The organism is Bradyrhizobium murdochi (genome assembly GCF_000472965.1).
GTDB classification, from domain to species: Bacteria; Pseudomonadota; Alphaproteobacteria; order Rhizobiales; family Xanthobacteraceae; genus Bradyrhizobium; species Bradyrhizobium murdochi.
The window spans coordinates 1-26,243 of sequence record NZ_AXAU01000020.1 but is presented as its reverse complement, the minus strand read 5'-3'; the positions used below and the strand labels follow the sequence as shown (position 1 = coordinate 26,243).

The following is a 26,243-nucleotide window of genomic DNA, read 5'->3' as shown; positions in this document are numbered from 1 at the left end:
GCCGGGCTGTTGCCTGAAATTGTTGCATCCTCGCTGCGTTTAGCAAGGCTCATTCGACGGCCCTGCCACTTCCAGTGGGCGGCTTATCCCGATAGGTTGCGGCCCCAACACGCTAGCGAACAAAGGAAAGAAACATGGCTGATAGAGCCGACGCGGTTGCGCGGGTACGCGAGCATCTCCATTCCGGCGCGTTTCTCGCCGAACTCGGCCGCAGGGTTGGATATCGGACCGAAAGCCAGAATCCCGGCAGCGGCGAGGCGTTGCGCGCCTATCTCGTCGACGACCTCCAGCCGGCCTTCGCCGCGCTCGACTTCTCCACCCGCCTGATCGAATCGCCGACCGGCAAGGGCCCCTACCTGCTGGCGGATTATCGTGAGGATCCCTCGCTGCCCACCGTGCTCACCTACGGCCATGGCGACGTCGTCGACGGCATGGAAGGCGAATGGCGCGACAATCTTGATCCGTGGCAGATCACGACCAGGGGCGAGCGCGTCTATGGCCGCGGCACCGCCGACAACAAGGGCCAGCACAGCATCAACCTCGCGGCATTGCGCGCGGTGCGCGAGACCCGCGGCGGCAAGCTCGGCTTCAATGCCAAATTCATCATTGAGACCGGCGAGGAGATCGGCTCGCCCGATCTGCGGCAGGTGTGCGAAGCCCATCGCGAGGCGCTGAAAGCCGATCTGTTTCTGGCATCCGACGGGCCGCGGCTCTCGGCCGATCGGCCCACGATCTTTCTCGGCTGCCGCGGCGGCAACCGCATTCATCTCGATGTCAACTTGCGCGAAGGCGGCCACCATTCGGGCAATTGGGGCGGCGTGCTCGCCAACCCCGCGACGATCCTTTGCAACGCCATTGCGAGTCTCGTCGACGGCAAGGGGTGGATGAAGCTTGACGCGCTCAAACCGCCGCGGATCTCGAATGCCGTCCGCGCGGCGCTTGCGGATGTGAAGATCGAGCCGACCGCGGACGAGCCGGCGCTGGCGCCCGACTGGGGCGAGGAGGGGCTATCACCGGAAGAGCGGCTGTTTGCCTGGAATACGCTTGAGGTTCTGGCGATGTCGTCGGGCAGTATCGAGAAGCCGGCTAACGCCATCCCCGGACGCGCCAATGCCGTGCTGCAGCTTCGTTTCGTCGTCGGCACCAAATATGAAGAGGTCATTGACGCCGTGCGCACGCATTTGCACGCCAACGGCTTTCCGATGGTGGAAGTCAGCGGCACGCAACGTTTCGCTGCCTCACGCACCGACGTCGACAGCCCCTGGGTGAATTGGACGGCGAACTCGATCAGGGAGACCACCGGCAAGGCGCCGGCGATCCTGCCGAACTTTGGCGGCTCACTGCCGAACGACGTGTTCGCCGAGGGGCTTGGGCTGCCGACGATCTGGGTGCCGCATTCCTATCCCGGCTGCTCGCAGCATGCGCCGGACGAGCACATCCTGCTGCCGGTGACCGAGGAAGCACTTGCGATCATGGCAGGGCTGTTCTGGGATCTCGGCGAGAAGCCGCCGGTCGGCGCGGTGCGGCGCTAAACCTCTTCGTCCAGCGCGACCATTTCGCGCTTCTTGCGCAGCGCCGGCAGCAGCGGCGCGACGAGCAACACCAGGGCGAACGTCAGGCAGACGGCCGAGATCGGCCGTTCCACGAAGGTCATGAGATCGCCCTGCGACAGGATCAGCGACTTGCGCAGATTGTTCTCCAGCATTGGCCCCAGCACGAAGGCCAGCACCAGCGGCGCCGGCTCGTAACCGAGCTTGCGCATGAAATAGCCGATCACGCCGAAGGCTATCATCACGTGGACGTCGAACACGTTGTTGCTGGAGCAGTAGACGCCGATGATGGTGAACAGGATGATCAGCGGGAAAAGGACGTTATAGGGCAGCTTGAGAAGCTGAACCCACATCCCGATCATCGGCAGGTTGAGCACGAGCAGCATCAGATTGCCGATATACATGCTGGCGACGATGCCCCAGAACAGCCCGGGATTCTGCGTGATCATCAGGGGGCCGGGCTGCAGGCCGTGAATGATGAAGGCGCCGAGCAACAGCGCCATCACCACATTCGGCGGAATGCCGAGCGTCATCAGCGGAATGAAGGCGCCGCCGGCGGCCGCGTTGTTGGCGGCTTCGGGACCTGCGACGCCCTCGATCGCGCCATGGCCGAACCTATCAGGCGTTTTGGACAGCCGCTTCTCGAGCGCATAGGACGCGAAAGAGGAGATCACCGCGCCGCCGCCGGGCAGAATGCCCAGGAAAAATCCAAGGATCGTTCCGCGCGACATCGGGCCGGTGCTGACCTTCCAGTCCTCCCTGCTCGGAAGCAGGTGCGTGATCTTGGTGTTGATGATGTCGCGTTTGATGACCTGCTCGGTGTTGAGCAGTACTTCGGCGACGCCGAACAGGCCCATCACCACAGGTACGAGGCCGATGCCGTCGATCAACTCCACCCGGCCGAAGGTCAGGCGCGGCTGCGCGGTGATGCTGTCGAGCCCGACCACGCCGAGCACGACGCCGATGCAGGCCATCAACAGCGCCTTCGCCATCGAGCCCTGCGTCAGGAAGGTCAAGACGACGAGGCCGAGCACCATCAGGCTGAAATATTCGGCCGGTCCGAACGCGATCGCGACGCTGGCGAGCTTTGGCGCCACCAGCATCAGCGCGATCAGCGCGAAGGTGCCGGCGAAGAATGAGCCGAACGCGGCGATGCCGAGCGCCGGACCGGCGCGCCCCTTCTTAGCCATCTGATGGCCATCGATACAGGTGACGACGGAAGCGGCCTCTCCGGGAATGTTGACCAGGATCGATGTGGTGGAGCCGCCATACATCGAGCCGTAATAGATGCCGGCCATCATGATGATGCCGGACTCCGGTGTGCCCGACAGCGTGATCGGCAATAGCAGCGACATCGCCGAGATCGGACCGATGCCGGGCAGCACGCCGACCAGCGTGCCGATGAACACGCCGATGAAGCAGTAGATCAGATTGATGGGCTGAAGGGCGACGCCGAAGCCATGGGCGACATTGACGAGTGTATCCATGGTGCGATCAACCGATTTCGAAAATGCCTGATGGCAACTGGATCAGGAGCAGGCGCTTGAGGATCCACCACATGCCCAGCGGAACCAGCACGGCAATCGGAACGGCCAGCGACCAGCTCACCGGATCGACCACGCGTAGCAGCAGCAACATCAGCGGAATGGAGGACAATAGGAAGCCGAGCGGGTTGAGCGCGAAGGAAAACGCGACGAGGCAGACGATGACGAGCAGCGGCTTGGTCCAGCGCGTGTTCACCCAGCGCGAGCCAAAGGTCGGCCCGCCCTCGGTCAATGCGGCGATGATGATCGAGGTAGCAAACAGGCACATCAGGATGCCGGTATAGAACAGCACGAAGCCGGCGCCGGGATCGTTGATGGTGCCGAGCTTCAGCTTGAGCCCGGACCAGATAACGTAGCCGCCGAGCGCAAGCCCGATCAGTCCGCCCCACAGCTCGGAATTGTTGAGGCGGAATTTGACGTTGGATTGGTCGCTCATCTGTCTCTTTCAGCCGTTCCCCGGACGCGGCGCAGCACGAAGTGGTGCGCCGCAGAGCCGGGGCCCATATGTTTACGGGCGTGGTGTTCGCGGGCGCAGTTGGTCCCGGCTCTGCGGAGCAGCGCCGAGAGCGCTGCGCCGCGTCCGGGACACGGCCGACGCTAGTTCGTCTTCTTCGCCAGACCGAGCTTCTCGACCACCTTGCGCTCTGACTCGGTGACCTCGACGACGAACTTCTTGTAGTCCTCGGTGCTCTTGTAACTGGGCACCATGTCGAATTTCGCCAGCGTCGCGATCACGGCCGGATCGTCCAGTGCCTTCTTGAAGGCATCGTGCAGCTTGGCGACGATCTTCGGGTCCATGCCTTTCGGTCCGGCGATGCCGAATGGCGAGTCATAGACCATGGGATAGCCGAGCTCCTTCAACGTCGGCACGTCGGGATAATTCGGCGAGCGCGCCGAGGTCCACACCATCAGAAGCCGCAGCTTGCCGGCGTCGACCAGCGGTCGCCATCCCGTTGAATCCGCCTGCAGCATGGTGTGCTGTCCGAGCACCGCGGCGTTGGTTTCGGCGCCGCCCTTGAAAGGCACCTGGGTGAGCTTGATGCCGGCCATGGACGCGATCTGCTCCATGCCGATATGCAGCGATGTGCCGGCGCCCGGCGTCGCATAGGTCACCTTGCCGGGATTCTGCTTGGCGTAGTCGACAACGTCCTTCCACGTCTTGAAGGGCGACTCGGCGCTGGTGGTAACGCCGAACGTGTAGCCGGTGAGGTGGACGATGTAGGTGAAGTCCTTGTCCGGATTCCACGAGACTTCCTGCATCAGGGGCAGGCGGAACACGGTGATCGGAATCTGCGCGATGGTGTAGCCGTCTGGCTTGGCGCCTGCCGCCATCGTGGCCGGGCCGACGGTGCCGCTACCGCCAGCCTTGTTGTCGATCGCGATCGGCTGTCCCAGCACCTTGGAAGCGCTTTCGGCGATCGCGCGCATCGAGATGTCGGTCGAACCGCCGGCCGGCCACGGGACGATCAGCGTAATCGGCTTGGTGGGATATTCTTGCGCGCCGGCGGCTGCGGATATCAGCATGAAGGCAGCAATAGCGGTCGCCAAATGGCTACGTCTGAACATATGCAACACTCCCCTGCAGCTTCTCTTGACACGAGAGCCGCTTGTTTCTTCCCGGGCTTGATCATCCCTGAAATCGCCGGGGAAGAAAAGCGTGTTGGCGGCTGGGGGCTCGCGCCGCCCGCGTCGCAACAAGCTGGAAATGACGCCAGCGGCAATCGGTCTGCCGCGGCATCCCGGACGACGGAATTTGGCTGCCGCCGCACATGCGAATTCGGGCAATAACAACCAGCCTGGATTGTCGGCCCACTCGTTCGCAACGTCACCGCTCGTTAGGCAGCGCGGCGCAGGGCAAACGCTCCGGTCGCGGTGACCGATGGCTTGCAACCGATCAAGTCCGCCGTCAGCCGCGCGCTGCCGCACGCCAGCGTCCAGCCGAGCATACCGTGTCCTGAGTTGATGAAGAGGCCGTCAAGCGGCGACCAGCCGATGATCGGCCGGCTATCGGGCGTCATCGGACGAAGCCCGCACCAGGGCTCGATGTCGCCGGCTGCGTCGATCCCAAGCAGCTCGGTGGAGGCGCGGCGCAGGACTTCGACGCGTCCTGCATCGATCGTGGTGTCGCTTTCGAGATCGGCGATGCCGGCAACCCGTATGGCCGTGCGCCCGTCGCGCGCGAGCGGCGCCAACACCAGCTTGCGTTCCATATCCGTGACGCTGTGCCGAAGAAGGCGCGCCGCCGGTGCCGGTGAAAGCGTGATGCTGTAGCCTTTGAGCGGATAGATCGGCAGGTAGAATCCGCACGCTTTCGCAAAAGCGCCCGATGCCGCGCCCATGCACAAAACGAAATGGTCCGCCTGCACATGTCCCTTGCCGGTGTCGACGGCGACCAGCCGGCCGCCCGAACGGACCGGCCCGGCAACTTCGGTACCGAGTACCCATTCGACGTTGCGTTGCTGTCGCAGGCGGAACGTCAGTCCTGCGCAAAAGGCTGCGCAATCTCCGACCTGCTCGGAGGCCGTGAAGATGCCGCCCGCGAATTCGTGCGCGTCAAGTCTGAGCGCAGGCTCCAGCGCCAGGCACTCCGCCGGCGTCAACACCTGTTGGCCGTCCTCGCCGGCTTTCGTGGTGATCGCGCGTCGCGCCACATCGAACTCGTTCCGGCTTCGGAACACCACCAGCTTGCCGGCCGTTCGCAATCCGAATGAGAGCATTAGGCTTTGCGTCAGCCGCGCCAGTTCGCTCCGGCTCAAGGCGGCGAGCGCAAGTTGCGCTGCAATGGTCTCGCGCACGGCTGCCGGCCGGCAGGCGAGCAGGAACCGCGCGCCCCAGGAAATCAAGGCCGGATCGAGGCCGGCGCGGATGCGCATCGGCGAATCCGGCGACAGCAGCAGCGACGGCAGCTTTTTGAGTGTTGCCGGAGACGCCAGCGGCGCCACGAACGCGTAGGAGAGCTGGCCGCCATTGGCGGCGCTGGCGTCTTTCGCGGTGGAGGCATGCCGGTCGACGATGATGACGTCGTGCCCGGCCTCAGTAAGGCACCATGCGGTCGTCAGTCCGATGACGCCGGCGCCCAGTACGCAGATTTTCATTTCGAAGGTCTCAATCCTGGTGACCGCCCGATCGAGCGCGAGAATCGATCGGACTAAGGGTTGCTGCCCACCAGGTTTAAGGCCGCCCAACGCCGCCATTGAGGCCAAGTCTGCATGATGCAAAATTTGCATAAGCCGCCGAAGGCGTGGCAGGCTAAGGAAGATGCGATCATGGGCGAATGCGGAACGGCTGAGATGAGCGGGCTAGAATTGACGGGGACTGCCGCAAAAGCGGAGGCGGGTGGACGCGATGCAAAGCTTGCATTGGTCAGCCCGCGTGGCGACCCGCTACGTTTGCCGGCATGGAGCTTCACATTTGCTATCGAGAACCGGCGCCGGTTGGCCTCCGCAGCCATGCGTTGCCCCGGAACGGCTATCGTGGCGGCCGTCGTGGCGGCGCGGCTATCGCCTGCAATTCGGGGGCTTTGATGGAGCTTCGCTGGCTTCAGGATTTCCTGATGGTGGCCGAGACCGGCAATTTCACCCGCGCCGCCGAGAAACGAAACACGTCCCAAGCTGCGTTCAGCCGACGGATCAAATCGCTCGAAGCCTGGCTCGGTTTCGACCTGATCGACCGCAGCGTGTACCCGACGCAGCTCACGCCGCAGGGCGAGCGCTTTCGCGAGCATGCCGGCGAGTTGCTGCGGCAGATGCTCGACAGCCGCGTCGAGCTTGGCGGCAAGCCGCTTCGCCGCAACGAACATATCCGCATCGCCCTGCCGTTCGCGATGGCCACCGCCCGGCTGCCGCATTGGTGGCAGTCCTGGTCACAGGAGCGGCGCTTGAGCTGCTCGGTGGTGGTCGGCAACATCCACGATCTCGTCACCTCGCTCGTCTCCGACAACGTCGATCTGATGATCTGTTACCACCACGCCCAGCAGCCGATCCACCTCGATCCGGACCGCTACGAACGCGTCACGCTCGGCACCGAGTTCCTGCGGCCCTACGCCAGCGAGGCGCTGGTGGCGAAGGGCGGCGCGTCGCTACCCGGCCGGGCGTCGCATCCGGTCCCCCTTTTGATGTATTCGCCCGGCGTCTATTTCGCCCGGCTGGTCGATCTCATCCTGGAGACCGCCCCCATTTTCGGTGTGCGGGTCATTGAAAGCGACATGTCGGACGTGCTGTGCGGGATGGCGCTCAGCGGACGCGGCGTGGCTTGGTTAACGGAGGGCACCGTGGCGGCTTCCGGCCGGAAGCGGCTGGTCCAAATCGGCGGCGACAAATGGGCGTTGCCTTTGTCTTTAGTCGCATTCAGGGGCCGAATGCATGATGGCCAACGGGCGCTAAATCTGTTTTGGTCCGAATTGTGCAGGCATAGTGCCGGGCACGCCGGAGGCGGTCTTGCCAAGGGTCTTGCCAAGGATCTTGCCAAGACAGGTTCGAGACCGCCGGCCAAACGGCCCGGCAAGTTGCTGAGTTAGGGTGGATGAGCAATCATCTGAAACCTTTGGAGGGAGAAGTTACGTGAAACACCGTCATATTATCGGCTGTCTGGTCGCGGGTGCGTTGTGCGCCGGACCGGCAGCGGCCCAGGAGCTCACCGGGACGCTGAAGAACATCAAGGATACCGGCGCCATCACGCTCGGCTACCGCGACTCGTCGATCCCGTTCTCCTATCTCGACGACAACCAGAAGCCGATCGGCTACGCCATGGACATCTGCTACAAGATCGTCGATGCCGTGAAGAAGGAGCTCAAGCTCGACAAGCTCGAGGTCAAGCTCAACCCGGTGACGTCGTCGACCCGCATCCCGCTGCTGGCCAACGGCACGATCGATCTCGAATGCGGCTCGACCACGAACAATGTCGAGCGCCAGAAGCAGATTTCCTACACCAATACCCACTTCCTGACCGCCAGCCGCTACGTCACCAAGAAGGCGAGCAAGATCAATTCGATCGATGATCTGAAGGGCAAGCCGGTGGTCTCGACCGCTGGCACCACCAACATCAAGCAGCTCACCGAAGCCAATGCGGCGCGCAACCTCAACATCAACATCATCCCGGCGAAGGATCACGCCGAGGCATTCCTGATGGTCGAGACCGATCGCGCCGTGGCCTTCGTGATGGACGACATCCTGCTCGCGAGCCTGGTTGCCGGCTCGAAGGCGCCGGGCGATTACGTCATCTCCAAGGATGCGTTCTCCAAGCCCGAGCCCTACGGCATCATGCTGCGCAAGGACGATCCGGCCTTCAAGAAGGTGGTCGACGCGGCGACGGCGGCGCTCTATACCGGCGGCGAGGGCCAGAAGATCTACGACAAGTGGTTCACGCAGAAGATCCCGCCCAAGGGGCTGAACCTCAACACGCCGATCAGCGCCGAGCTGAAGAACGAATTCGCCAAGCCGTCGGACTCGCCGGATCCGGATTCGTATAAGTAAGTGATACGTTGACCCTCATGGTGAGGAGGCGCGCCAGCGCCGTCTCGAACCCATGAGGCCCCAGTTGGGCCTTCATCCTTCGAGACGCCGCGCAATGCGCGGCTCCTCAGGATGAGGGGCTTCCAACCGGCAAGTCCGGCCATTTTTTGAAAGAAAGAATGGCCGGACATTTGCATACGCAGTCATAACGAAGAGCTTTACCGGCACTTTCGGGGACAAGGTGCAGCGTGAACTATAACTGGAACTGGCACATCTTCTTCGAGCCGAACCCGACAGGGGCCGGCACCTATCTCGACATGCTGGTGGCGGGACTGCTGCTGACCATCAAGACGGCTCTGCTGGCCTGGGTCATCGCGCTGATTTTCGGCACGATCATCGGCATCCTGCGCTCGCTGCCGTCGAGAACCGCGTCCTGGATCGGCTTTTGCTATGTCGAATTCTTCCGCAACATGCCGCTGCTGGTGCAGCTCTTTCTCTGGTTCTTCGTGTTGCCGGAACTGCTGCCGCGCGCCGCCGGGCTCTGGCTGAAGCAGCTTCCCAATGCGCCGTTCTGGACGGCGGCGATCGGCGTCGGACTATTCATGTCGGCGCGTGTCGCGGTGCAGCTTGCCGCCGGCATTGGCTCGCTGCCGCGCGGACAGAAGAATGCCGCGACCGCCCTCGGGCTGACGACGGCGCAGGGCTACCGCTACGTGCTGCTGCCGATGGCGTTCCGCATCATCTTGCCGCCCCTCACGTCCGAATTCCTCAACACCATCAAGAATACGTCCGTCGCGATCACCATCGGCCTGATCGAACTGACCGGTCAGGCGCGGGCGATGCAGGAATTCTCGTTCCAGGTGTTCGAGGCCTTCACCGCCGCGACCGTGATGTATCTCGCGATCAACATCGTCGTCGTCACCGGCATGCGCTTCCTCGAACGCAGCCTGGCGATCCCCGGCTATATCACGGGGAAATAGCGATGTTCGACAATCTCGATTTCGATGTCATCCGCCGCTCGCTGCCCTACCTGTTCCTCGACGGCATGAGTTTTACGCTGATGCTGACAGGGTTGTCGGCGCTGGGCGGCCTGATCTTCGGTACGCTGATCGCGCTGATGCGGCTGTCCGGCTACAGGTTGCTCGGCCGCGTCGCCGGGCTCTATGTCGACTTCATGCGCTCGCTGCCGCTGGTGCTGGTGATCTTCTGGTTCTACTTCCTGGTGCCTTATATCGGCCAGTGGCTGACCGGCGCATCACGCCCCATTCGCGTTGGCGCGTTCACCTCGTCTCTCGTCACCTTCATCATGTTCGAGGCGGCGTATTTCTCCGAGATCATGCGCGCCGGCATCCAGTCGATTTCCAAAGGGCAGCCGGCAGCGGCGAGCGCGCTCGGCCTGACTTACAGCCAGTCCATGCGCTACATCGTGCTGCCGCAGGCCTTCCGGAACATGCTGCCGGTGCTGCTGACGCAAACCATCGTGCTGTTCCAGGACACTTCGCTGGTCTATGTGCTGTCGATCCCGGATTTCCTGGGTGCCGCCAGCAAGGTGGCGCAGCGCGACGGCCGGCTGGTCGAGATGTATCTGTTCGCGGCCGCGGTCTATTTCGTGATTTCCTGTGTCGCGTCCTACGGCGTCCGGCGCCTGCAGGCACGCATTGCTATTGTTCGGTGAGAGCCCATGATCGAAATCAGCCACGTCAATAAATGGTACGGGCCGAGTTTCCAGGTGCTGAAGGACTGCACCACCAGCGTCGCCAAGGGCGAGGTGGTGGTGGTGTGCGGCCCGTCAGGCTCGGGAAAGTCGACGCTGATCAAATGCGTCAACGCGCTTGAACCGTTCCAGGAAGGCCAGATCATTCTCGACGGCATCAAGGTCAACGATCCCAAGACCGATCTGCCGAAACTGCGCGCGCGCGTCGGCATGGTGTTCCAGCATTTCGAGCTGTTTCCGCATTTGCGCATTATCGAGAATTTGTGCCTCGCGCAGGAGAAGGTACTGGGCCGCTCGCATGACGAGGCCGTCGCCAAGGGCGACAAGCTGCTCGAACGCGTCGGGTTGACGGTGCATGCAAATAAGTATCCGGCTGAACTATCCGGCGGCCAGCAGCAGCGCGTCGCGATCGCGCGGGCGCTTGCCATGGATCCGATCGCGATGCTGTTCGACGAGCCGACCTCGGCGCTCGACCCCGAGATGATCAGCGAGGTGCTCGACGTGATGGTCGATCTCGCCCATGAGGGCATGACCATGATGGTCGTCACCCACGAAATGGGCTTTGCCAGTAAGGTCGCGCATCGCGTGATCTTCATGGACAAGGGCGAGATCGTCGAGGACGCGCTGAAGACGGATTTCTTCGGCAGCCCGCGCAGCGAGCGCGCGCAGAAGTTCCTGTCGAAGATTCTGTCGCATTAGTTCGGGCGTCATTCCGGGATGGTCCGAAGGACCAGACCCGGAATCTCGAGATTCTCAGGTGCGCAATTGCGCACTATAGTTCGATGCTGCGGATCGCCCCGGAATGACCCGGGCGAGGGTTCCTCATCATTAGTGACTTGCGTATAACGTCCGTCACGACCGTTTGCCTTCCCTACAGGAGAACCGCTTGGAACAGATCGCTTACGTCAACGGCTCGTTCGTCCCGCTTTCCGAGGCGAAGGTCTCGATCCTCGACCGCGGATTCCTGTTTGCCGACGGCATCTATGAAGTCGCCGCCGTGCTGGACGGAAAATTGATCGACAACGCCTCGCACCTGGCGCGGTTGGAGCGCTCGGTCGGCGAGATCGAGCTGGCGCTGCCGGAGACCACGGCGCGCATCGAGGAGATCCAGAAGGAACTGGTTAAGCGCAACAATCTCGCCAACGGCATGGTTTATCTGGAAGTAACGCGCGGCGCCGACACCGGGCGCGATTTTGCGTTTCCGAAGAACGTAAAGCCGACGTTGATCATGTTCACCTCAACCAAGGACATCATCAACGCGCCCTCAGCCAAGACCGGCATCAACGTGATCACGGTGCCGGACCTGCGCTGGGCCCGTCGCGATATCAAGAGCGTCGCGCTGTTGGCGCAGGTGTTGGCCAAGCAGGCTGCGGCGGTGGCCGGCGCCGGCGAGGCATGGATGATCGAGGACGGCAAGGTGACCGAGGGCGGCTCATCATCCTGCTTCATCTTGACCCAGGATGATGTGATCGTGACACGGCAGAACGGCAGCGAGATCCTGCCCGGCTGCACCCGCAAGGCCGTCGTCGCTTTGGCCGAAGAGCGCCAGCTCCGCGTCGAGGAGCGGGCGTTTTCGATCGAGGAGGCGCTCGCCGCCAAGGAAGTCTTCGTTACCAGCGCTAGTCTGTTCGTACAGGCGGTTGTGTCGATCGACGGCAAGAAGGTCGCCGACGGCAAGCCCGGCCCCATGACCAACCGCCTGCGCGAGATTTATGTGGAGTTCGCCAAGGCGACGGCGGTTTAGCATCCCAAGATGTCGTCGTCCGGCTTGACCGGACGACCCAGTATTCCAGAGACGTCAGTGTTTGAGCCGAAAGGCCGCGTACTGGATGCCCCGCCGGAGCCTGTCATCGGGCGCGCATTCGCGCGACCCGGTGGCGGGGCATGACAGCGGAGCGCGCGGGTGCGCGGTTCACACCGCTCTACTTCTTGCCGAACGTCGTCAGTTGTGCGCCATCGTCGGCAACGAAAACCGCCAGCAGGCTTGCGGGCTCCGTTGTGCTCGCATTCTCGCTGACGAGGTGCTCGCTGCCGGGTGGCTCAAAGAAGCTTTCGCCCGCCTTGTAGACGCGCGCCGGGCCGGTCGCCGAATTTTCTGACCGGATGCTGCCCGACAGCACATAGGCGAACACGCTGCCGGCGTGATGATGGCTGGCCGACTTGCCGCCCGGCTCGTAGTTGACCACGACGGCCGTTAGGCTCTTGCCGGGCACGTTGGGAAGTTTCTCTGAACGAACCGGCGTTACCTTGTCGCCTTCGGCATGGGCTGTGGGTATGCCGACGATTGCCAGCGCAACCACGGCCGTCACCGCGACATGATGCATCGTCAATTTCATATTGGCCTCCTCGCTTTACGCCACTGCCGCCTTCTTGACCGGGTGCACCGCGCGAAAAGCGATCGCCAGCCGGTTCCAAGCATTGATAGCCCCGATCAGCATGGTCAGATTGACCGTCTCCGCTTCCGAGAAGTGGGCGCGCACGTCTTCGTAGAGATCGTCAGGGGCATGCGTTTCAGCAATCAGCGTCAGCGCGTCGGTCCAGGCCAACGCCGCGCGTTCACGGTCGGTGTAGAGCGGCGACTCGTGCCATGCGCTCAACAGATACAGCCGTTGCTCGGTCTCGCCGAGCTTGCGGGCGTCCTGGGTGTGCATGTTGATGCAGTACGCGCAGCCGTTGATCTGCGAGGCGCGTGTCTTCACCAGTTCGATCAGCGACTTCTCGAGACCTGAAGCGACGATCTGGGCCTCCAGCGCGACAAGCGCTTTAATGGTCTCTGGCGCGGCCTGGTAGTAATTCATCCGGGGCTTCATGCGCTTCTCCTTCTCTGGGACGCTTTCAATTTGAGCGGTGTTTCAGTGTACGCTGACCGCCTGCCCGTCCCTCATTTCTGACGACGTTAGACCTTCTCCCTCACAAACCTGTTCCGCAACGTTCCGATGCCGGTGATGTCGATCTCGACGACATCGCCGGCTTTCAAATCAGGCGATGCGCCGTCGGTGCCCATCCAGATCACGTCGCCCGGCGACAGCGTGAAATATTTGGAGAGTTCGACGAGGAACGGCACGATACCGAAGATCATGTCGTTGGTGCGAAAGCGCCCGGTCTCCGTGTCGTTGACGCGGATCACCGTTTCCATCCTGTCGAGGTCGACGTCGGTCTCGATCCACGGGCCCATCGGCTTGAAGGTGTCGGCATTCTTGGACCGCCACAGGCTGCGGTCGGCCTTCTGCCAGGTGCGCTCGCTGACGTCGTTGCCGATCGTGTAGCCGAACACGCAATCCATCGCGTTGGCTTCGGTGAGGTGTTTTGCCTTCTTGCCGATGACGACCACCAGTTCGCCCTCGTAATGAATCTTCTCGGTCGCGCTCGCCGGGATCACCACATCCTCGTCATGGGCGATCAGCGCGTTCTGCGCGCGATAGCCGATCTCGGGCCGGTCGGGCACGTTCGGCACCGTGCCGGCCTTGTCGGCGGCTTCCTTGAGGTGTTTGAGATAATTCAGCCCGACGCAATAGAAGGTGCGCGGGATCAGCGGCAGCTCGATCTTGACGTCCTTCAGCGCATGCGACTGCGTTCCGCGCTGCCATTCGCCGAACGGATCGCCATCGACGGCGATCACGCGCTCGCCCTCGACAATGCCCCAGGATGTCTCGCCGGCGGCGGTGAATTTGAGCCAACGCATAAAGTGCCCTCTTGTTATTCGGCGGCGGCCTGCTGCCGAGTTTTCCAGGCGCCGGCGGCAGGCCGCTTCAGGCCGAGATTGTCGCGCAGGGTCTTGCCGGCATAGTCGTTGTGAAACAGTCCGCGGCGCTGCAGTTCCGGCACCACATGCTTGACGAAATCGGCGTAGGAGCCCGGTACGATGGTGGCTGCGATGACAAAGCCGTCGCAGCCGCGCTCGACGAACATCTCTTCGAGCTTGTCCGCGATCTCCTTCGGGCCGCCGACGATCGCGTCCTGCACCTGGCCGCGGCCGGAGAAGGTGACGAAATCACGCGCGCTGGGGTTAGTCTTGCCTGATGCCTTCAACACGCCGTCGCGAATGCCGAGGATGCCCTGCATGCTCTTGAGCTCTTCCGATGTCAGCGGCTCATCGAGCGGCTTGGCAGCGAAGTCGAAGTTCAGCGCTTCCGCCAGCAGCGACAGTGCATCGATTTCCAGCGGCAGCTTGTTGATGACAGCCATCTTGTCTTCGGCCTCGGCCTTGGTCGCGCCGCAGACGGGGGTGGTGAGGTTGCAGAGGAATATCTGGTCGGGATCGCGGCCGGCCTTCACCGCTTCGTTGCGGACCGCCGCATAGCCTTCCTTGGCGGCGGCCATGTTGCGCGCCGCGGTGAAGATCACCTCGCCCCATCGCCCGGCAAAGCGCTGGCCGCGACCGGACGCGCCGGCCTGGATGATGACGGGATGGCCTTGCGGCGAACGGGGCACCGTGAACGGCCCGCGCGACTTGAAGAATTGTCCGTTGTGATCGAGCCGCTTCACCTTGGCCGGATCGGCGAAGCGGCCGCTCTTCCTGTCCATGATCAAGGAGCCGTCTTCCCAAGTGTCCCAATGGCCGAGCACGACTTCCATGAACTCGTCGGCGCGATCGTACCGGAGATCATGTTCGAGGTGTGCGTCCTTGCCCATGTTGTGGGCCTCGCCGTCGTTGAGCGAGGTGACGACGTTCCAGCCGGCGCGTCCGCCCGACATCAGGTCGAGCGTGGCGAAGCGGCGGGCGACGTCGAACGGCTCGTAATAGGTGGTCGAGCAGGTTGACCCCAGGCCGAGCTTCGTCGTGACCATGCCCATGGTGGTCAGCACGATCAGTGGGTCCATCTTCACGCAGCGGATACCGTATTCGACGGTGTGCGCATGATCGTTGCCGTAGCGGTCCGGCATCGCCAGGCGGTCGTCGAAGAATGCCATGTGGAATTTGCCGGCTTCGAGGATCCGGGCGATCTCCTGGTAGTAGTCGGCCGACATCGAATCGTCGCGCGATTCCGGGTGCCGCCATGAACTCGGCAGGTTGGTGCAGTTCTGCGCCTGCAAAAATCCGACCAGCGCCATTTGCCGTGTCATGCCGTTCTCCTCGTGCGGACTGGTTTGGATTTCATTTTCAGGTCGAGCTCAGCGATGAGCTTGTAGTCGGTAGCGAGTGCCATCAATTTTTCCCAAGTGGCGTCCTCGACCTCGATACCGTCGCGCCTGCGCTGCTGCTCGCGGATATGTTCGAGCTCGCCGGGATAGAACACGCCGGGCGAGCCTTCCGACGGCGGCGTCGATTTGAGATAACGCGCGAACTCGCCGACCTCCTTCTCGAAATCCTTCAGGGGACGGAAGGCTGCGACATTGAACACCGCCATGAAACATCCGTCGTTGTGCCGGCCGGTCGGCTCGACGCCAAAACCGAGGCCGGTGAGCAGGCCGCAGAGCACTTCCACCATCGCCGCCAGCCCACTTCCCTTGTAGCCCTCGCTGCCGCCGAGCGGCAGCAGCGCGCCGCCCTTGCGATACTGGATGGGGTCGGTGGTGTGCCGTCCCTCGGCGTCGATGATCCAGCCTTGGGGAATCGGTTCGCCGCGCGCGACCGACAGTGCGATCTTGCCGGCCGCTACCGCCGAGGTCGCCATGTCAAGATAGAACGGCGCCTCAAGATCCGACGGTACCGCAATCGAGATCGGGTTGGTGCCGAGCCTTGCCTCGCGGCCGCCGAACGGCGCGACATGCTTCGGCGAGCGGCCGGAATCGGCGGCGGCAATCCCGATCATGCCGGCCCGCATCGCCATCAGCGGATAGGCGGCGAGACGCCCGACATGGCTTTGCCGGAACACCGTGCAGGCGGCGACATTGGCGGTCTTCGCCTTCTCGATCGTCAGGGCCATCGCCTTGGCGTTGACGTGAAAGCCGAACCCCCAATGGCCGTCGATCACGGTCGTAGTCGGCGATTCCTGGACGATGGTCCATTTGGCGCCGGGTACGATATGGCCGGCCTTGATGCGGTCGATATAGGTCGGGATCGCGATCACGCCGTGCGAGTCATGGCCGGCGAGGTTGGCGTTGACGCAGCCGACGGCGACCGCGCTGGCTTCCTCTTCAGTCGCACCGGCAGCCCTAAGCAGGGCCGCGCCGATTCGTATGAGACGGTCGGCCTGGACCATCGGCATGGGAGTTTCCTCACCTTGAGTGCCCGCGCGAACCGCGGGTCGCGCTTGGTACCGGCATGCTCTCAAAGCGCCCGTGGCAGGGCAAGCGTGGAAATATCCTGTTAGCCATGCCGTCAGCACGGCCCTCACGTATCAGGATTTTCATCCTGCAAAATTCGAAGATTGCTTGCGGCAGGTCCCGCATCCCGGCCGGCGCGCGCCAGCGGTATGGCTGACAAATCGTGAATGGGCCGTAGTTCTCCGGAGCAGCGTCGTTCACCGTTGGTCTGACGTTTACTCTGAATCGCAACTCCCGCCGCCAATAACGCGCATTTAGGCCTGTTGCACGCATAAAATCCACAAGGGGCAGCCCGGCGCTGCCGGCAGGGAGCTTGGGGAAGGTGAAGACCGACATCGCGCGCACACTCGCGGCGTTGAATGCGACCAACGAAGCGATTCTGTACGCCAAATCGCCCGAAGAACTCTATGCGAAGGTTTGCGAAGCCGCGTTCTCGGTCGGCGACTTCCTGGCTGTCTCGGTCTTCCTGCTGGAGAGGGAAACCAATCTCCTGCGCTTTGCCGCCGGCTGCGGCGAAGACGTGCCCCGCCTTCGCAGCATCGACATTTCGATTGTGGCTGGTACGCCAGAGGGTAACGGGGTTGCCGGGCCCGCCTTCCGTGACCGGCGCGCATGCGTCAGCAATGATTTCCTGAACGACCAGCGTTCCCTGGCCTGGCGCGAGGGCGCCAAGGCCAACCAGGTGCGCGCCGCGGCAGCGCTGCCGCTGATCTGCAATGGCCAGAGCGTCGGCGTGTTGCTGGTCTCGCGGCGCGAGGCGCACTCGATCGACGCGCAGCTCGTATCGATGCTGGAGCGTGTGTCGGCAAACATTTCGTTTGCGCTCGACAATTTCGACCATGAAGCTGCGCGCAAGAACGGCGAGCGTGCGATGCGGCGGTTGAACCGGATGTTCGGCGCCATCAGCGCGACCAACGAAGCCATTCTTCGCGCCAAGACCGAACAGGATCTCTATCAGCGTGTTTGCGACGCCGCGGTATATAGCGGCAAATCCGCGGCCACAGTGGTCCTGCTCGCAGAGCCGGACTCGATCTGGCTGAAGCCGGTCGCCGGGACAGGCGCAATCGTCGAACAGATCATGCGAGCGCCGTTCTCGATCGACGCGGGCAACCCGTACGGAACGGGCGTCTGCGGCAAGGCATTCCGGACACAGCAGCCGGCCGTCAACAACGACATTCTCAATTCGACGCAGGGGCAGCCCTGGCATCAGGCCGCCCGCGAGACCGGCGTTACCGCCTGCGTCGCCGTTCCCCTGATCAAGGCGGACGAGAGCATCGGCGTGCTGCTGTTCTTCGTCGGAAAGCTGTGGGCGGAGGATGAAGAGATCGTCGCGCTGATGGCGCGGATTGCGGAAAACGTCTCCTTCGCGCTGGAAAACTTCGAGCGCGCCAGCGAGAAGGCGCGGGCCGACGCCCAGAAGCAACGTCTGGCGCGCATGCTGGCGGCGCTCAGCGCCACCAACGAAGCTATCGTTCGTGCAACATCGCGCACGGAGCTGTTCGAGCTGGTGTGCGAAGCTGCCGCAAACGGCGGACGGTTCAACTCGACCAGTATCCTGTTGGCCCGCCCCGACAGCTACGATATCGATCTGGTGGCCGTTGCAGGGCCGACGGCAAACAACATGCGGCGGGTCAAGGTCTCGACCAACGCGGATCTGCCTGAAGGGCGCGGTCTCTGCGGCAATGCGTTCCGGTCCAGGCGAGCTTGCATTGCAAACGACTTTCGGGCCGATCCGCGAGGATCGGCATTTCGTCAGTTCATTCACAGCGACGGTGCTATGTCGGGCGCTGCATTTCCGCTGCTCGTTTCCGGTCAGCCCGTCGGCGTGATGTTCTTCATCTCATCCGAGAAAGACACGTTCACGCCCGAATTTGCCGAACTGCTGCAGCGGCTCACGGAGAACGTTTCGTTCGCGCTGGAAAATTTCGACCGTGCGGACGAGAAGGCGAGGACTGAAAGTCAGAAAGAGCGCCTGACGCGGATGTTCGCTGCTTTGAGCAGGACCAACGAAGCCATTATGCGGGCCAAGTCCCGCACGGAGCTCTTTGATCTCGTGTGCGAAGCTGCGGCAGACGGCGGCAGGTTCACGTCGGCCACCATCGCGCTGGCCAGTCCGGACAGCGACCTTCTCAGGATCGTGGCCGCCTCCGGCCCGGCAGCCGAGACGACGCGGCACGTCAGGTTGTCGACGGATGAAACCCGTCCCGAGGGACGGGGGCTCAGCGGAACGGCGTTCCGAACCAGGCGTCCATGCATCACCAATGATTATGTTGGCGACCAGCGCGTTGCCGCCTTCCAAGCCGTCGTAGGAAGCTATGGCGCTCAGTCGGGCGCCGCCTTTCCCCTCTTGGTGCATGACGAGCCGGTTGGCGTCATGATTTACATGTCCTTGGATAAGGACACTTTCACACCCGAATTCTCGGAACTGCTGCAGCGATTGGCCGACAACGTATCTTTCGCTTTGGAGAATTTCGACCGCGCCGACGACAAGGCGAGGACAGAAATCCAGAAGGAGCGCCTGACGCGCATGCTGGCGGCGCTGAGCGCGACCAATGAGGCGATCATCCGCGCGACGTCGCGGGCGGAACTGTTCGACCTGGTGTGCGAGGCCGCGGCCGACGGCGGCAAGTTCACCTTGACCTCCATCGTGTTGAGAAAGCCCGACAGCGATTGTCTCGACGTGGTAGCTGCCGCCGGTCCGACTGCCCTCAGCGCGCGCCTGGCAAAGCTATCTGCCAATGAGGCGCACCCGGAGGGGCGCGGGCTGTGCGGTCAGGCGATCCGTTCGCAGCGGGCCTGCATCATCAACGATTACCTCGCGGATCCCAATACCGAGGCGTTTCATCACAGCGCGCGTCTTGATGATACGAATTCCGGCGCTTCATTCCCCCTGCTGGTGCATGGGAAAGCCGTCGGAGTGATGTCGTTCATGTCGCGCGAGAAGGATACGTTCACGCCCGAATTTGCTGAGTTGTTGCAACGGCTCGTCGACAATGTGTCCTTTGCGCTGGAGAATTTCGACCGCGCGGATGAGAAGACCCGCGCGGACGAGCGGATCGAGTACCTGGCGTCGCACGACAGCCTGACCAACCTGCCGAACCGCGAAATGTTCAACGGCATGCTGCGCCGCGCGATCGACGCCGCTGCGCGCTACCAGCGGGAGTTTGCGCTGCTGTTCATCGACCTCGATAGGTTCAAGGTCATCAACGATTCGCTGGGGCATGACGCCGGCGACATGCTGCTGGTGGAAATCGGCGACAGGCTACGTCGCGCGCTGCGCTCAAGCGATGTCGTGGCGCGGCTCGGCGGCGACGAGTTCGTGGTCATTCTGGAGGAGGCGGCCGAGCGTCACGAGGTGGAGCGCATAGCCGGCGAGCTTCTCTCCGTACTGGGCCAGCCGCTTCAGCTCAGCGGTCACGAATGCCACACCACGGCCTCGATCGGGATCGCGATGTATCCGTCGGATGGCACCGACATGCAAACGCTGACCAAGAACGCCGACATGGCGATGTATCTCGCCAAGGAGGACGGCAAGAACGGCTTCCGCTTCTTTACCAGGGAAATCAAGACGCAGTCGATCGAGCGGTTGACGTTGGAGAGCGCGCTTCGCCGCGCGCTGGAGCGCGACCAGTTCTCGCTGCATTATCAGCCGAAGATCGACATGGCGAGCGGCCAGATCACCGGCGTCGAGGCGCTGTTGCGCTGGGTACACCCTGAATTCGGCACCGTCTCCCCCGGACAATTCATCCCGCTCGCCGAAGAAACCGGCCTGATCGTTCCGATCGGCTGCTGGGTGCTCAAGGAAGCCTGCGCGCAGAACATGGCCTGGCAGCGCCGTGGCCTGCGGCCGGTGACAATGGCGGTCAACCTGTCGCCGCGACAATTCGCCGATCCGCATCTGCTGCACGATGTCGACGAGGCGCTGTTGGCAAGCGGCATGTCGCCGGTGCTGCTGCAGCTTGAAGTCACCGAAAGCATGGTGATGCGGAATGTCTCGCGCGCGATCAAGGTGCTCGACGCGATCCAGAGCCGCGGCATTCGCCTTGCGATCGACGATTTCGGAACCGGCTATTCGTCGATGTCGCTAATGAAACAGTTCCCGATCGATACCATCAAGATCGACCGCTCTTTCATTCGCGACCTGCCTGTCGATTCCGAAGACCAGGCGATTGCGCAGGCGATCATCAGCATGGGCAAGGCGCTTGGCATGACCGTCATTGCGGAGGGTGTCGAGACTGTCGAGCAGGAGGCGTTCCTGCGCAATCACGCCTGCGACGAGATGCAAGGCTACTTGTTCTCAAAACCGCTGCCTGGGAAGCAGATGGCTGATCTGCTTCGGGCCGAACCGCGACTCGCCTCGCCGCCGCTGCAGCCGGAAGCCGGGTCAGGGTTGGAACGCACTGTCGTCTGACGGCTGCGGGTGCAGCTCGCGCGCGAGCTTTGCGTCGGGAGCGTCAGCCTTGCGCGGAAAGTCGTCCGGCCAGGGCAGGGTCGTCTGTCCCGCGAAGGCTTTGAGGAGGAGTTCTGCCGCGGCGGCATATGTCGCCTGGTTGGGCAGGCCAAGCTCGGCACACCATTCCGCCGACAGGGATTGCGGCGCGCTGCGCAGCTCCATCGCCGGTCCCCACCACCAGGCCGGGGCCGGCGATCGCTCGGCTTCGGGAACAGCCCGCCAGCGTGCATACTCGCCGATCAAGCGTTCGAACTGCAATCGCGCCGCCGGATGCATCCCATCTCCTGTCATCAGATGATATCCACATCCGCACGCGGCGCAATGCGTGTCAGCCGGTCACTGCCGGCCGTGCTGCCAGTGCGCGGTCACATCCGCGCCCGATTTATTGAGATGCACGTGCTGATCGACGTGATCGACCCATGACACCGGAATGAAGTGGTGATGCTCGCCATCAGGCGAGCTCTGCTTGGTCAGCTTGATCTTGTCGATTCCTTCCAGATGATCGACTTTTCCGACCGTCTTCTTGTCCGACGAGATGACGTCCATGTGTTCCTTGATCTGCGCGGTAACAACCATGTTCTACATCCCTAAAGCTGGTTGAGAACATAAAAACGCGACGCATCAAAAATAGTTGCCCGCGGGAATTGACCGGCGAGGCCCGGGGTCACCTCTCTTCTGCCGCCGTCGAGGTCGCCGGACCTTCGCCCATGATCAGCAGCACGGCATCTACATCCTTGGCGCCGTCCCAATGCACCTGCTTGCCAAAATGCGTGACGAAACTGCCGGCCGGCATCGGCGTCGTGTTGGCCGGATCGAATTTCGGCCCTGTGCCGACCCACCACGTGCCCTGCAGCACGACAATGTAGCGATCGTTGGGATGGAAGTGCGGACGGCTGAAATGATTGCCCTTGGTCCACTTGTTGTAGACCATGTAGAAGCCGGCTTTTGCGGGATCGCCGACCACGACGGCGCTTTGCGCGCCGGCCGCATTGACCGGGCCCCAGGGAATCTGGTCCGGCAGTTTGTAAGCGACCGCGGCCGGATTGAGTTCCGCCGCAACGGTTATGCCCGTCATTGCAATGAACGCCAGCAGTATCACGAGGCATCGCCAAGACCCGCTTGTCAGCTTCATGGATTCCTCCGATCGGCTCGTGAGCCGAGGCTCATGTCTGTGGTCCATTCACGCTAGCCGCTCCCGTTCTCGTGGGACAAGGTGGGCACATGCATGCGTGCCGGCTGCGATGCGCACGATGCGTATGACGCAACTGCAGCATGAAAAACGGATTTCCGCCCGGCCTTGTGATGCTAAGTTGCCGGCCCAACCAAGAGCAGCATGGGAGGGCTATGTTCATGAAGCGTTTGTCGAGACTTACGGCCGGCCTGTTGATGGGTGCGGCCGCCGTTCAATTTTCCAGCGTCGCGTCCGGCCAGAGCGATGGCTGGGTGACACTTGTCGACGGCACCAAGATGGGCGACTGGACCGAGGTCGGCAAAGCCAATTGGGCGATGAAGGACGGCGCGCTGGTCGCAGACAAGATCGCTGAGGGCAAGGATCCCTCGTATCTCGTCAGCAAGCAGTCCTACAAGGATTTCGAGATGAAGGTCGAGTTCTGGGCGGACGACGATGCCAACAGCGGAATTTTCATTCGCTGCGACCAGTCGGCCAAAATCGACGCCAAGATCTGCTACGAGGTCAACATCTTCGACAAGCGGCCCGACCCGACCTACGGCACCGGCGCAATTGTCGATGTGGCCAAGGTCGACCCGATGCCGAAGGCTGGCGGCAAGTGGAATACCTACGAAATCACGGCCAAGGGTTCGCAACTCGTCGTCGTGCTGAACGGCCAGAAGACCGTTGATGTTCAGGACTCAAAACACGCCAGCGGCCCGTTCGCGCTGCAGTACGGCTCTGGCGTGATCAAATTCCGCAAGGTGCAGATCAAACCGCTGTAGGCCGCTGAGAGCTCTCTTGCGAGGTTGCCCGCGTCACTCGCGACCGGACGTACCCGTCTTCGGCGGGTGAGCCTTCTTGTGCCACGCCCAGGCGGTACGGATGATCGTGGCCAGATCCGAATGGGCGGGACGGAAGTTCAATGTCGCGCGCGCGGCGGAGGGATCGGCGACCAGATAGGTCGGATCGCCTGGTCGGCGGGGCTTGACGACATGCGGGACTTCGCGGCCAGTCTCGGCGGCGATCGCCGCGAGGATTTCGCGCACCGAAAAGCCGTTGCCGGTGCCGAGATTGAAGGCGCCGCCGGTATGCCCCTGCAGCAGAAGCTCGAGCGCAAGCACGTGGGCAGCCGCCAGATCGGTCACGTGGATGTAGTCGCGGATCGCCGTCCCGTCGGGCGTGTCGTAATCGTCACCGAACAGGGCGAAATCAGTCACGTGTCCCTGCAACGCCATCATCGCGCGGGGGATGAGGTGGGTTTCCACCTCTCGCAGTTCGCCGATACTGCCGGCAGGGTCGGCGCCAGCGGCGTTGAAGTAGCGCAGTGCGAACGAGCCGAAGCCATAGGCTGTGCGATAATCCGCCAGCATGCGCTCGATCATCCATTTCGAGGCGCCGTAGGGGTTGATCGGCGCGCAGGGATAGTCCTCGCGCAGCGCCTTGCTGTCGGCGTTGCCATAGACCGCGCCAGTCGATGAGAACACCAGGCGGTTGCAGCCGGCCGCGCGCATGGTCTCGAGCAGCGACAGCGTGCCGGCGAGATTATTGACGTAGTATTTCTGCGGATCGGCAACGGATTCGCCGACCAGGCTCGACGCGGCGAAGTGCATGACCGCCGCGATGTCATGCTCGGCAAAGGTCCGCGCCAGAGTCGCCTTGTCGGCGATGTCGCCGACCACCAGCGTGCCCGCGGCAAAGCTGCGATGGCCGGTCGAAAGATTGTCGTAGACGACGGGCTGGTAGCCCGCCTGATCCAACGCCCTGCAGCAATGCGAGCCGATATAGCCCGCACCGCCGGTGACGAGAATGATTGGACGGCTGTTCATCGGCTTTGTGTCCCGCCGATGTCCCTCGATCGGCTCCTGTTCAGCAACAGATAAAGCGCTCGCGGATTGGTGGTCAATAGCGCCAGAACAGGCGGCGCGGCTCCAGCCAGATGCGCGGATTAACCCCATCCGTTAACCGTCGCCGGAATTCGGTGCGTCACATTTCTCTGCCGGATCGGTTTTTGCACCGCCGTGCGCGTTACGTCCGCAAGGACGGGATAATCCCCGAGCGAGCGGCCTTATCGAGACGGAAGTGTCCCGGAATTAATCCGACAATCCCGTTTCGGGACGATGAGACATATTCGTGAACGACCAGACTTTCATGGCAGAGAGCTCGATCGGCGATATCAGGATGGGCGGGCCTGATCCGGCGGTCAGGGCTCTGCGTGCGCTGGTGGCGGCTTCACCGGCGCTCGATCCAGGAATCGAAACGGTGGTTTGTATCCCCTGTTTTCGCCGTCCCAAATCCCTGCGCCGGACGCTGCAGTCGCTTGCCGTTCAGCGCACCGGCCGCCGCTTCGCCGTCGTGATGGTGGAGAACGATGCATCGAGGAGCGAGAGCGTGCCGGTTGCCGCCGAATACCTCGCGTCGGGGAAATTCTCGGGGCTGTGCGTGATCGAGCCGCGGCAGGGAAATTGCTATGCGATAAATGCCGCCTTCGAGACGGCGCTGCAGATGTTCCCGCTGGCAACCAGCTTCCTGATGATCGACGATGACGACATCGCTTCGCCGGGCTGGCTGGAGCGGATGGTCGGAACTGCGGAGGCGACCGGCGCCGACATCGTCGGCGGTCCGGTATTTCCTGAATTCGACGACGAACGGAAGCGTGGGCTGCGGCGCCATCCCGCTTTTGCACCGGCCTACGACGCCTCAGGTCCAGTGCCGGCGATCCATGGCTGCGGCAATTGCCTGATCCGGCGCGCGGTGCTTGATCGATTGGGCATGCCGGCATTCGACCTCCGTTTCAATTTTCTCGGCGGCGGAGACACCGATTTCTTCTATCGCTGTGAAAGGCTCGGCTTGCGGTTTCATTGGGAGGCCGACGCCGCGATCAGCGAGACCGTGCCGCAAAGCCGGACCAGGCTGAAATGGCTGGCGATGCGGGGCCTGCAGATCGGGGCCATCATTTATCACGTCCAGCGCAAGGCGACGCCGACATTCTGGTTGCGGGCGAAGCTGACGGCCAAACTGCTGGCAGCCTTGCCGCTTTCGCTCGGCTATGCCACGCACGCGGCCTTCACCGAGCGTGAGTGGACCATTGCCATGCATCCCGTCACGGTGGCGATCGGCAGCGTGCTGGCCGCGTTCGGCCTCGAGCCGCAGCCCTACAAGGCGTCGAAGATCGGCTCATGAGCCGGCTCATCGACGCATCCGAGATCCGCAACGCCGCCGGTATAGAGCGAAATGGTCGAGCTGTTCGCCGGGCCGGCTAATCATCGAGCGCACCATGGCAGCCCTGCACAAGGACGGCGTACGCTAGTTCGACTTCTCTGCCGGCAATTACGCTCGACTTCCACGTGAAGCGCCTGCTCGGCAAGCCACTGTCGCGCGACAAGAGCTGACACATTGTTGCCGCACGGGAACTGCCGTGCAAATCTGCAACACGTGCCAGGATTATGCAGCCGTTCATCGTGTGTTCGCGAGAGTTGATGATCGGCTTAGCCGCACGCGCGTATGCTGCGCTTCGGGTGATGGGCTACTCGTGAATTGCTGCCGTGGGGAGAGCCAACATGCCAGCCTATATTCATCATGATGGCATTGAGCCAGGTTTCGTCCTTTGTCCGAGGTGTGTCGGGCTTCCAATGTATGTGCGCGACGTCGAACCGCATTGGAACCAGGCCAAGATTGACTTCACCTATGAATGCGCCGATTGCGGCGCCGAAGTTCGCCAGACCATTATGAAGCCGCAACTGCGTCATTAGTGGCAGTTCGTAGGGTGGGCAAAGTTTCGTAGGGTGGGCTAAGCGAAGCGTGCCCACCATTCCCGATCTCTGCATGTGTGATGGTGGGCACGGCGCTATGCGCCTTTGCCCACCCTTGTATTAGCGCGAGGGATTAAACTGGCATCGTTCCGTGAGGAATGGCCCAGCCTGGGTGGCCACCCGGGCTGGGCCGCCGATTGATCGGATCGATGCCCACCGAAGCCTAGAGGGCTGTCTTACGTAGCAAGATCGCAGTCGGCACTTCATCGGGACCCGGATGGTTGAACGAACTTTAGGTTCGCATCACAAGGGAGGGTCGACGAAGATGGCCAAGCGTACCACAATCTGTGCCGGGATCGATACCGGCAAACGGAAGCTCGACGTGGCAATCGATGGCAACTGCGA

The 26,243-nt window shown here is 62.6% G+C and carries 24 protein-coding genes; 11 read left to right on the top strand and 13 right to left on the bottom strand.

The annotated features are described in order from the left end of the window. Positions 1–134: 134 nt before the first annotated feature. On the top strand, positions 135–1,532 hold the full coding sequence (locus YUO_RS0129070) for a M20 family metallopeptidase (protein WP_028350425.1): 1,398 nt from the start codon (positions 135–137) through the stop codon (positions 1,530–1,532). Here the strand turns inward: YUO_RS0129070 and YUO_RS0129065 are convergent. The 4 genes from YUO_RS0129065 to YUO_RS0129050 form a co-directional block, all read right to left on the bottom strand. Continuing rightward, a complete protein-coding gene (locus YUO_RS0129065) occupies positions 1,529–3,037 on the bottom strand; it encodes a tripartite tricarboxylate transporter permease (RefSeq protein WP_028350424.1) in 1,509 nt (502 codons plus the stop codon). The genes YUO_RS0129070 and YUO_RS0129065 overlap by 4 nt on opposite strands. Positions 3,038–3,044: 7 nt before the next feature. Next, positions 3,045–3,530, bottom strand: coding sequence for a tripartite tricarboxylate transporter TctB family protein (locus YUO_RS0129060; protein WP_028350423.1), 486 nt, complete (start codon positions 3,528–3,530; stop codon positions 3,045–3,047). A gap of 161 nt (positions 3,531–3,691) precedes the next feature. Beyond that, positions 3,692–4,660: a Bug family tripartite tricarboxylate transporter substrate binding protein gene (locus tag YUO_RS0129055; protein ID WP_035727903.1), complete on the bottom strand. Its 969-nt coding sequence runs from the start codon at positions 4,658–4,660 to the stop codon at positions 3,692–3,694. 269 nt (positions 4,661–4,929) lie between these two features. Continuing rightward, entirely contained in the window at positions 4,930–6,189 is a 1,260-nt protein-coding gene (locus YUO_RS0129050) for an FAD-dependent oxidoreductase (RefSeq protein WP_028350421.1), read from the bottom strand. Between the two features lie 428 nt (positions 6,190–6,617). Here YUO_RS0129050 and YUO_RS42025 point away from each other — a divergent pair, with 428 nt between their 5' ends. From YUO_RS42025 to YUO_RS0129015, 6 genes are all read left to right on the top strand, one after another. After that, on the top strand, positions 6,618–7,610 hold the full coding sequence (locus YUO_RS42025; RefSeq protein ID WP_063830326.1) for a LysR family transcriptional regulator: 993 nt from the start codon (positions 6,618–6,620) through the stop codon (positions 7,608–7,610). Positions 7,611–7,653: 43 nt separating this feature from the next. Further along, positions 7,654–8,565 carry an amino acid ABC transporter substrate-binding protein gene (locus YUO_RS0129035; RefSeq protein WP_028350419.1) on the top strand — a complete coding sequence of 304 codons (912 nt, stop codon included), beginning with the start codon at positions 7,654–7,656 and terminating at the stop codon, positions 8,563–8,565. A 227-nt stretch (positions 8,566–8,792) separates the two neighbouring features. Then, on the top strand, positions 8,793–9,524 hold the full coding sequence (locus YUO_RS0129030) for an amino acid ABC transporter permease (protein ID WP_028350418.1): 732 nt from the start codon (positions 8,793–8,795) through the stop codon (positions 9,522–9,524). Positions 9,525–9,526: 2 nt separating this feature from the next. Then, complete coding sequence (locus YUO_RS46565) at positions 9,527–10,219, top strand: amino acid ABC transporter permease (RefSeq protein WP_028350417.1); 693 nt, start codon at positions 9,527–9,529, stop codon at positions 10,217–10,219. Positions 10,220–10,225: 6 nt separating this feature from the next. After that, positions 10,226–10,957: an amino acid ABC transporter ATP-binding protein gene (locus YUO_RS46560; RefSeq protein WP_028350416.1), complete on the top strand. Its 732-nt coding sequence runs from the start codon at positions 10,226–10,228 to the stop codon at positions 10,955–10,957. 187 nt (positions 10,958–11,144) lie between these two features. After that, a complete protein-coding gene (locus tag YUO_RS0129015; RefSeq protein WP_028350415.1) occupies positions 11,145–12,002 on the top strand; it encodes a D-amino-acid transaminase in 858 nt (285 codons plus the stop codon). Between the two features lie 178 nt (positions 12,003–12,180). On the opposite strand, the gene YUO_RS0129010 is transcribed toward YUO_RS0129015, so the two are convergent. From YUO_RS0129010 to YUO_RS42020, 5 genes are all read right to left on the bottom strand, one after another. After that, entirely contained in the window at positions 12,181–12,594 is a 414-nt protein-coding gene (locus YUO_RS0129010) for a cupin domain-containing protein (RefSeq protein WP_035727901.1), read from the bottom strand. A 15-nt stretch (positions 12,595–12,609) separates the two neighbouring features. Continuing rightward, positions 12,610–13,068, bottom strand: coding sequence for a carboxymuconolactone decarboxylase family protein (locus tag YUO_RS0129005; RefSeq protein WP_028350413.1), 459 nt, complete (start codon positions 13,066–13,068; stop codon positions 12,610–12,612). Between the two features lie 86 nt (positions 13,069–13,154). Next, positions 13,155–13,940 (bottom strand): fumarylacetoacetate hydrolase family protein, encoded by a 786-nt coding sequence (locus YUO_RS0129000; RefSeq protein ID WP_028350412.1) that lies wholly within the window; start codon positions 13,938–13,940, stop codon positions 13,155–13,157. Between the two features lie 14 nt (positions 13,941–13,954). Beyond that, positions 13,955–15,322: an LLM class flavin-dependent oxidoreductase gene (locus YUO_RS0128995; RefSeq protein WP_028350411.1), complete on the bottom strand. Its 1,368-nt coding sequence runs from the start codon at positions 15,320–15,322 to the stop codon at positions 13,955–13,957. After that, complete coding sequence (locus YUO_RS42020) at positions 15,319–16,407, bottom strand: Ldh family oxidoreductase (protein WP_051379701.1); 1,089 nt, start codon at positions 16,405–16,407, stop codon at positions 15,319–15,321. Before YUO_RS42020 ends, YUO_RS0128995 begins: the two co-directional genes overlap by 4 nt. 380 nt (positions 16,408–16,787) lie before the next feature. Here YUO_RS42020 and YUO_RS0128985 point away from each other — a divergent pair, with 380 nt between their 5' ends. After that, the gene (locus YUO_RS0128985) at positions 16,788–20,876 is read left to right on the top strand and encodes a sensor domain-containing phosphodiesterase (protein ID WP_028350410.1); all 4,089 of its coding nucleotides are present in this window, start codon (positions 16,788–16,790) and stop codon (positions 20,874–20,876) included. Here YUO_RS0128985 and YUO_RS0128980 read toward each other — a convergent pair. From YUO_RS0128980 to YUO_RS0128970, 3 genes are all read right to left on the bottom strand, one after another. Continuing rightward, positions 20,850–21,194, bottom strand: coding sequence for a hypothetical protein (locus YUO_RS0128980; protein WP_028350409.1), 345 nt, complete (start codon positions 21,192–21,194; stop codon positions 20,850–20,852). The genes YUO_RS0128985 and YUO_RS0128980 overlap by 27 nt on opposite strands. 60 nt (positions 21,195–21,254) lie before the next feature. Next, on the bottom strand, positions 21,255–21,494 hold the full coding sequence (locus YUO_RS0128975) for a DUF2171 domain-containing protein (RefSeq protein WP_028350408.1): 240 nt from the start codon (positions 21,492–21,494) through the stop codon (positions 21,255–21,257). Between the two features lie 88 nt (positions 21,495–21,582). After that, on the bottom strand, positions 21,583–22,050 hold the full coding sequence (locus YUO_RS0128970; protein ID WP_028350407.1) for a cupin domain-containing protein: 468 nt from the start codon (positions 22,048–22,050) through the stop codon (positions 21,583–21,585). A gap of 218 nt (positions 22,051–22,268) precedes the next feature. Between YUO_RS0128970 and YUO_RS0128965 the strand changes: the two genes are divergently transcribed. Next, positions 22,269–22,871: a 3-keto-disaccharide hydrolase gene (locus tag YUO_RS0128965; RefSeq protein ID WP_028350406.1), complete on the top strand. Its 603-nt coding sequence runs from the start codon at positions 22,269–22,271 to the stop codon at positions 22,869–22,871. Positions 22,872–22,904: 33 nt separating this feature from the next. Here the strand turns inward: YUO_RS0128965 and galE are convergent, their stop codons facing one another. After that, entirely contained in the window at positions 22,905–23,915 is a 1,011-nt protein-coding gene (gene galE / locus YUO_RS0128960; protein ID WP_028350405.1) for a UDP-glucose 4-epimerase GalE, read from the bottom strand. Between the two features lie 352 nt (positions 23,916–24,267). Here galE and YUO_RS0128955 point away from each other — a divergent pair, with 352 nt between their 5' ends. Together YUO_RS0128955 and YUO_RS0128950 are read left to right on the top strand one after the other, a co-directional pair. After that, a complete protein-coding gene (locus tag YUO_RS0128955) occupies positions 24,268–25,269 on the top strand; it encodes a glycosyltransferase family 2 protein (RefSeq protein ID WP_035727917.1) in 1,002 nt (333 codons plus the stop codon). 377 nt (positions 25,270–25,646) lie between these two features. Continuing rightward, a complete protein-coding gene (locus YUO_RS0128950) occupies positions 25,647–25,838 on the top strand; it encodes a hypothetical protein (RefSeq protein ID WP_028350403.1) in 192 nt (63 codons plus the stop codon). The last annotated feature ends 405 nt before the right edge of the window (positions 25,839–26,243 follow it).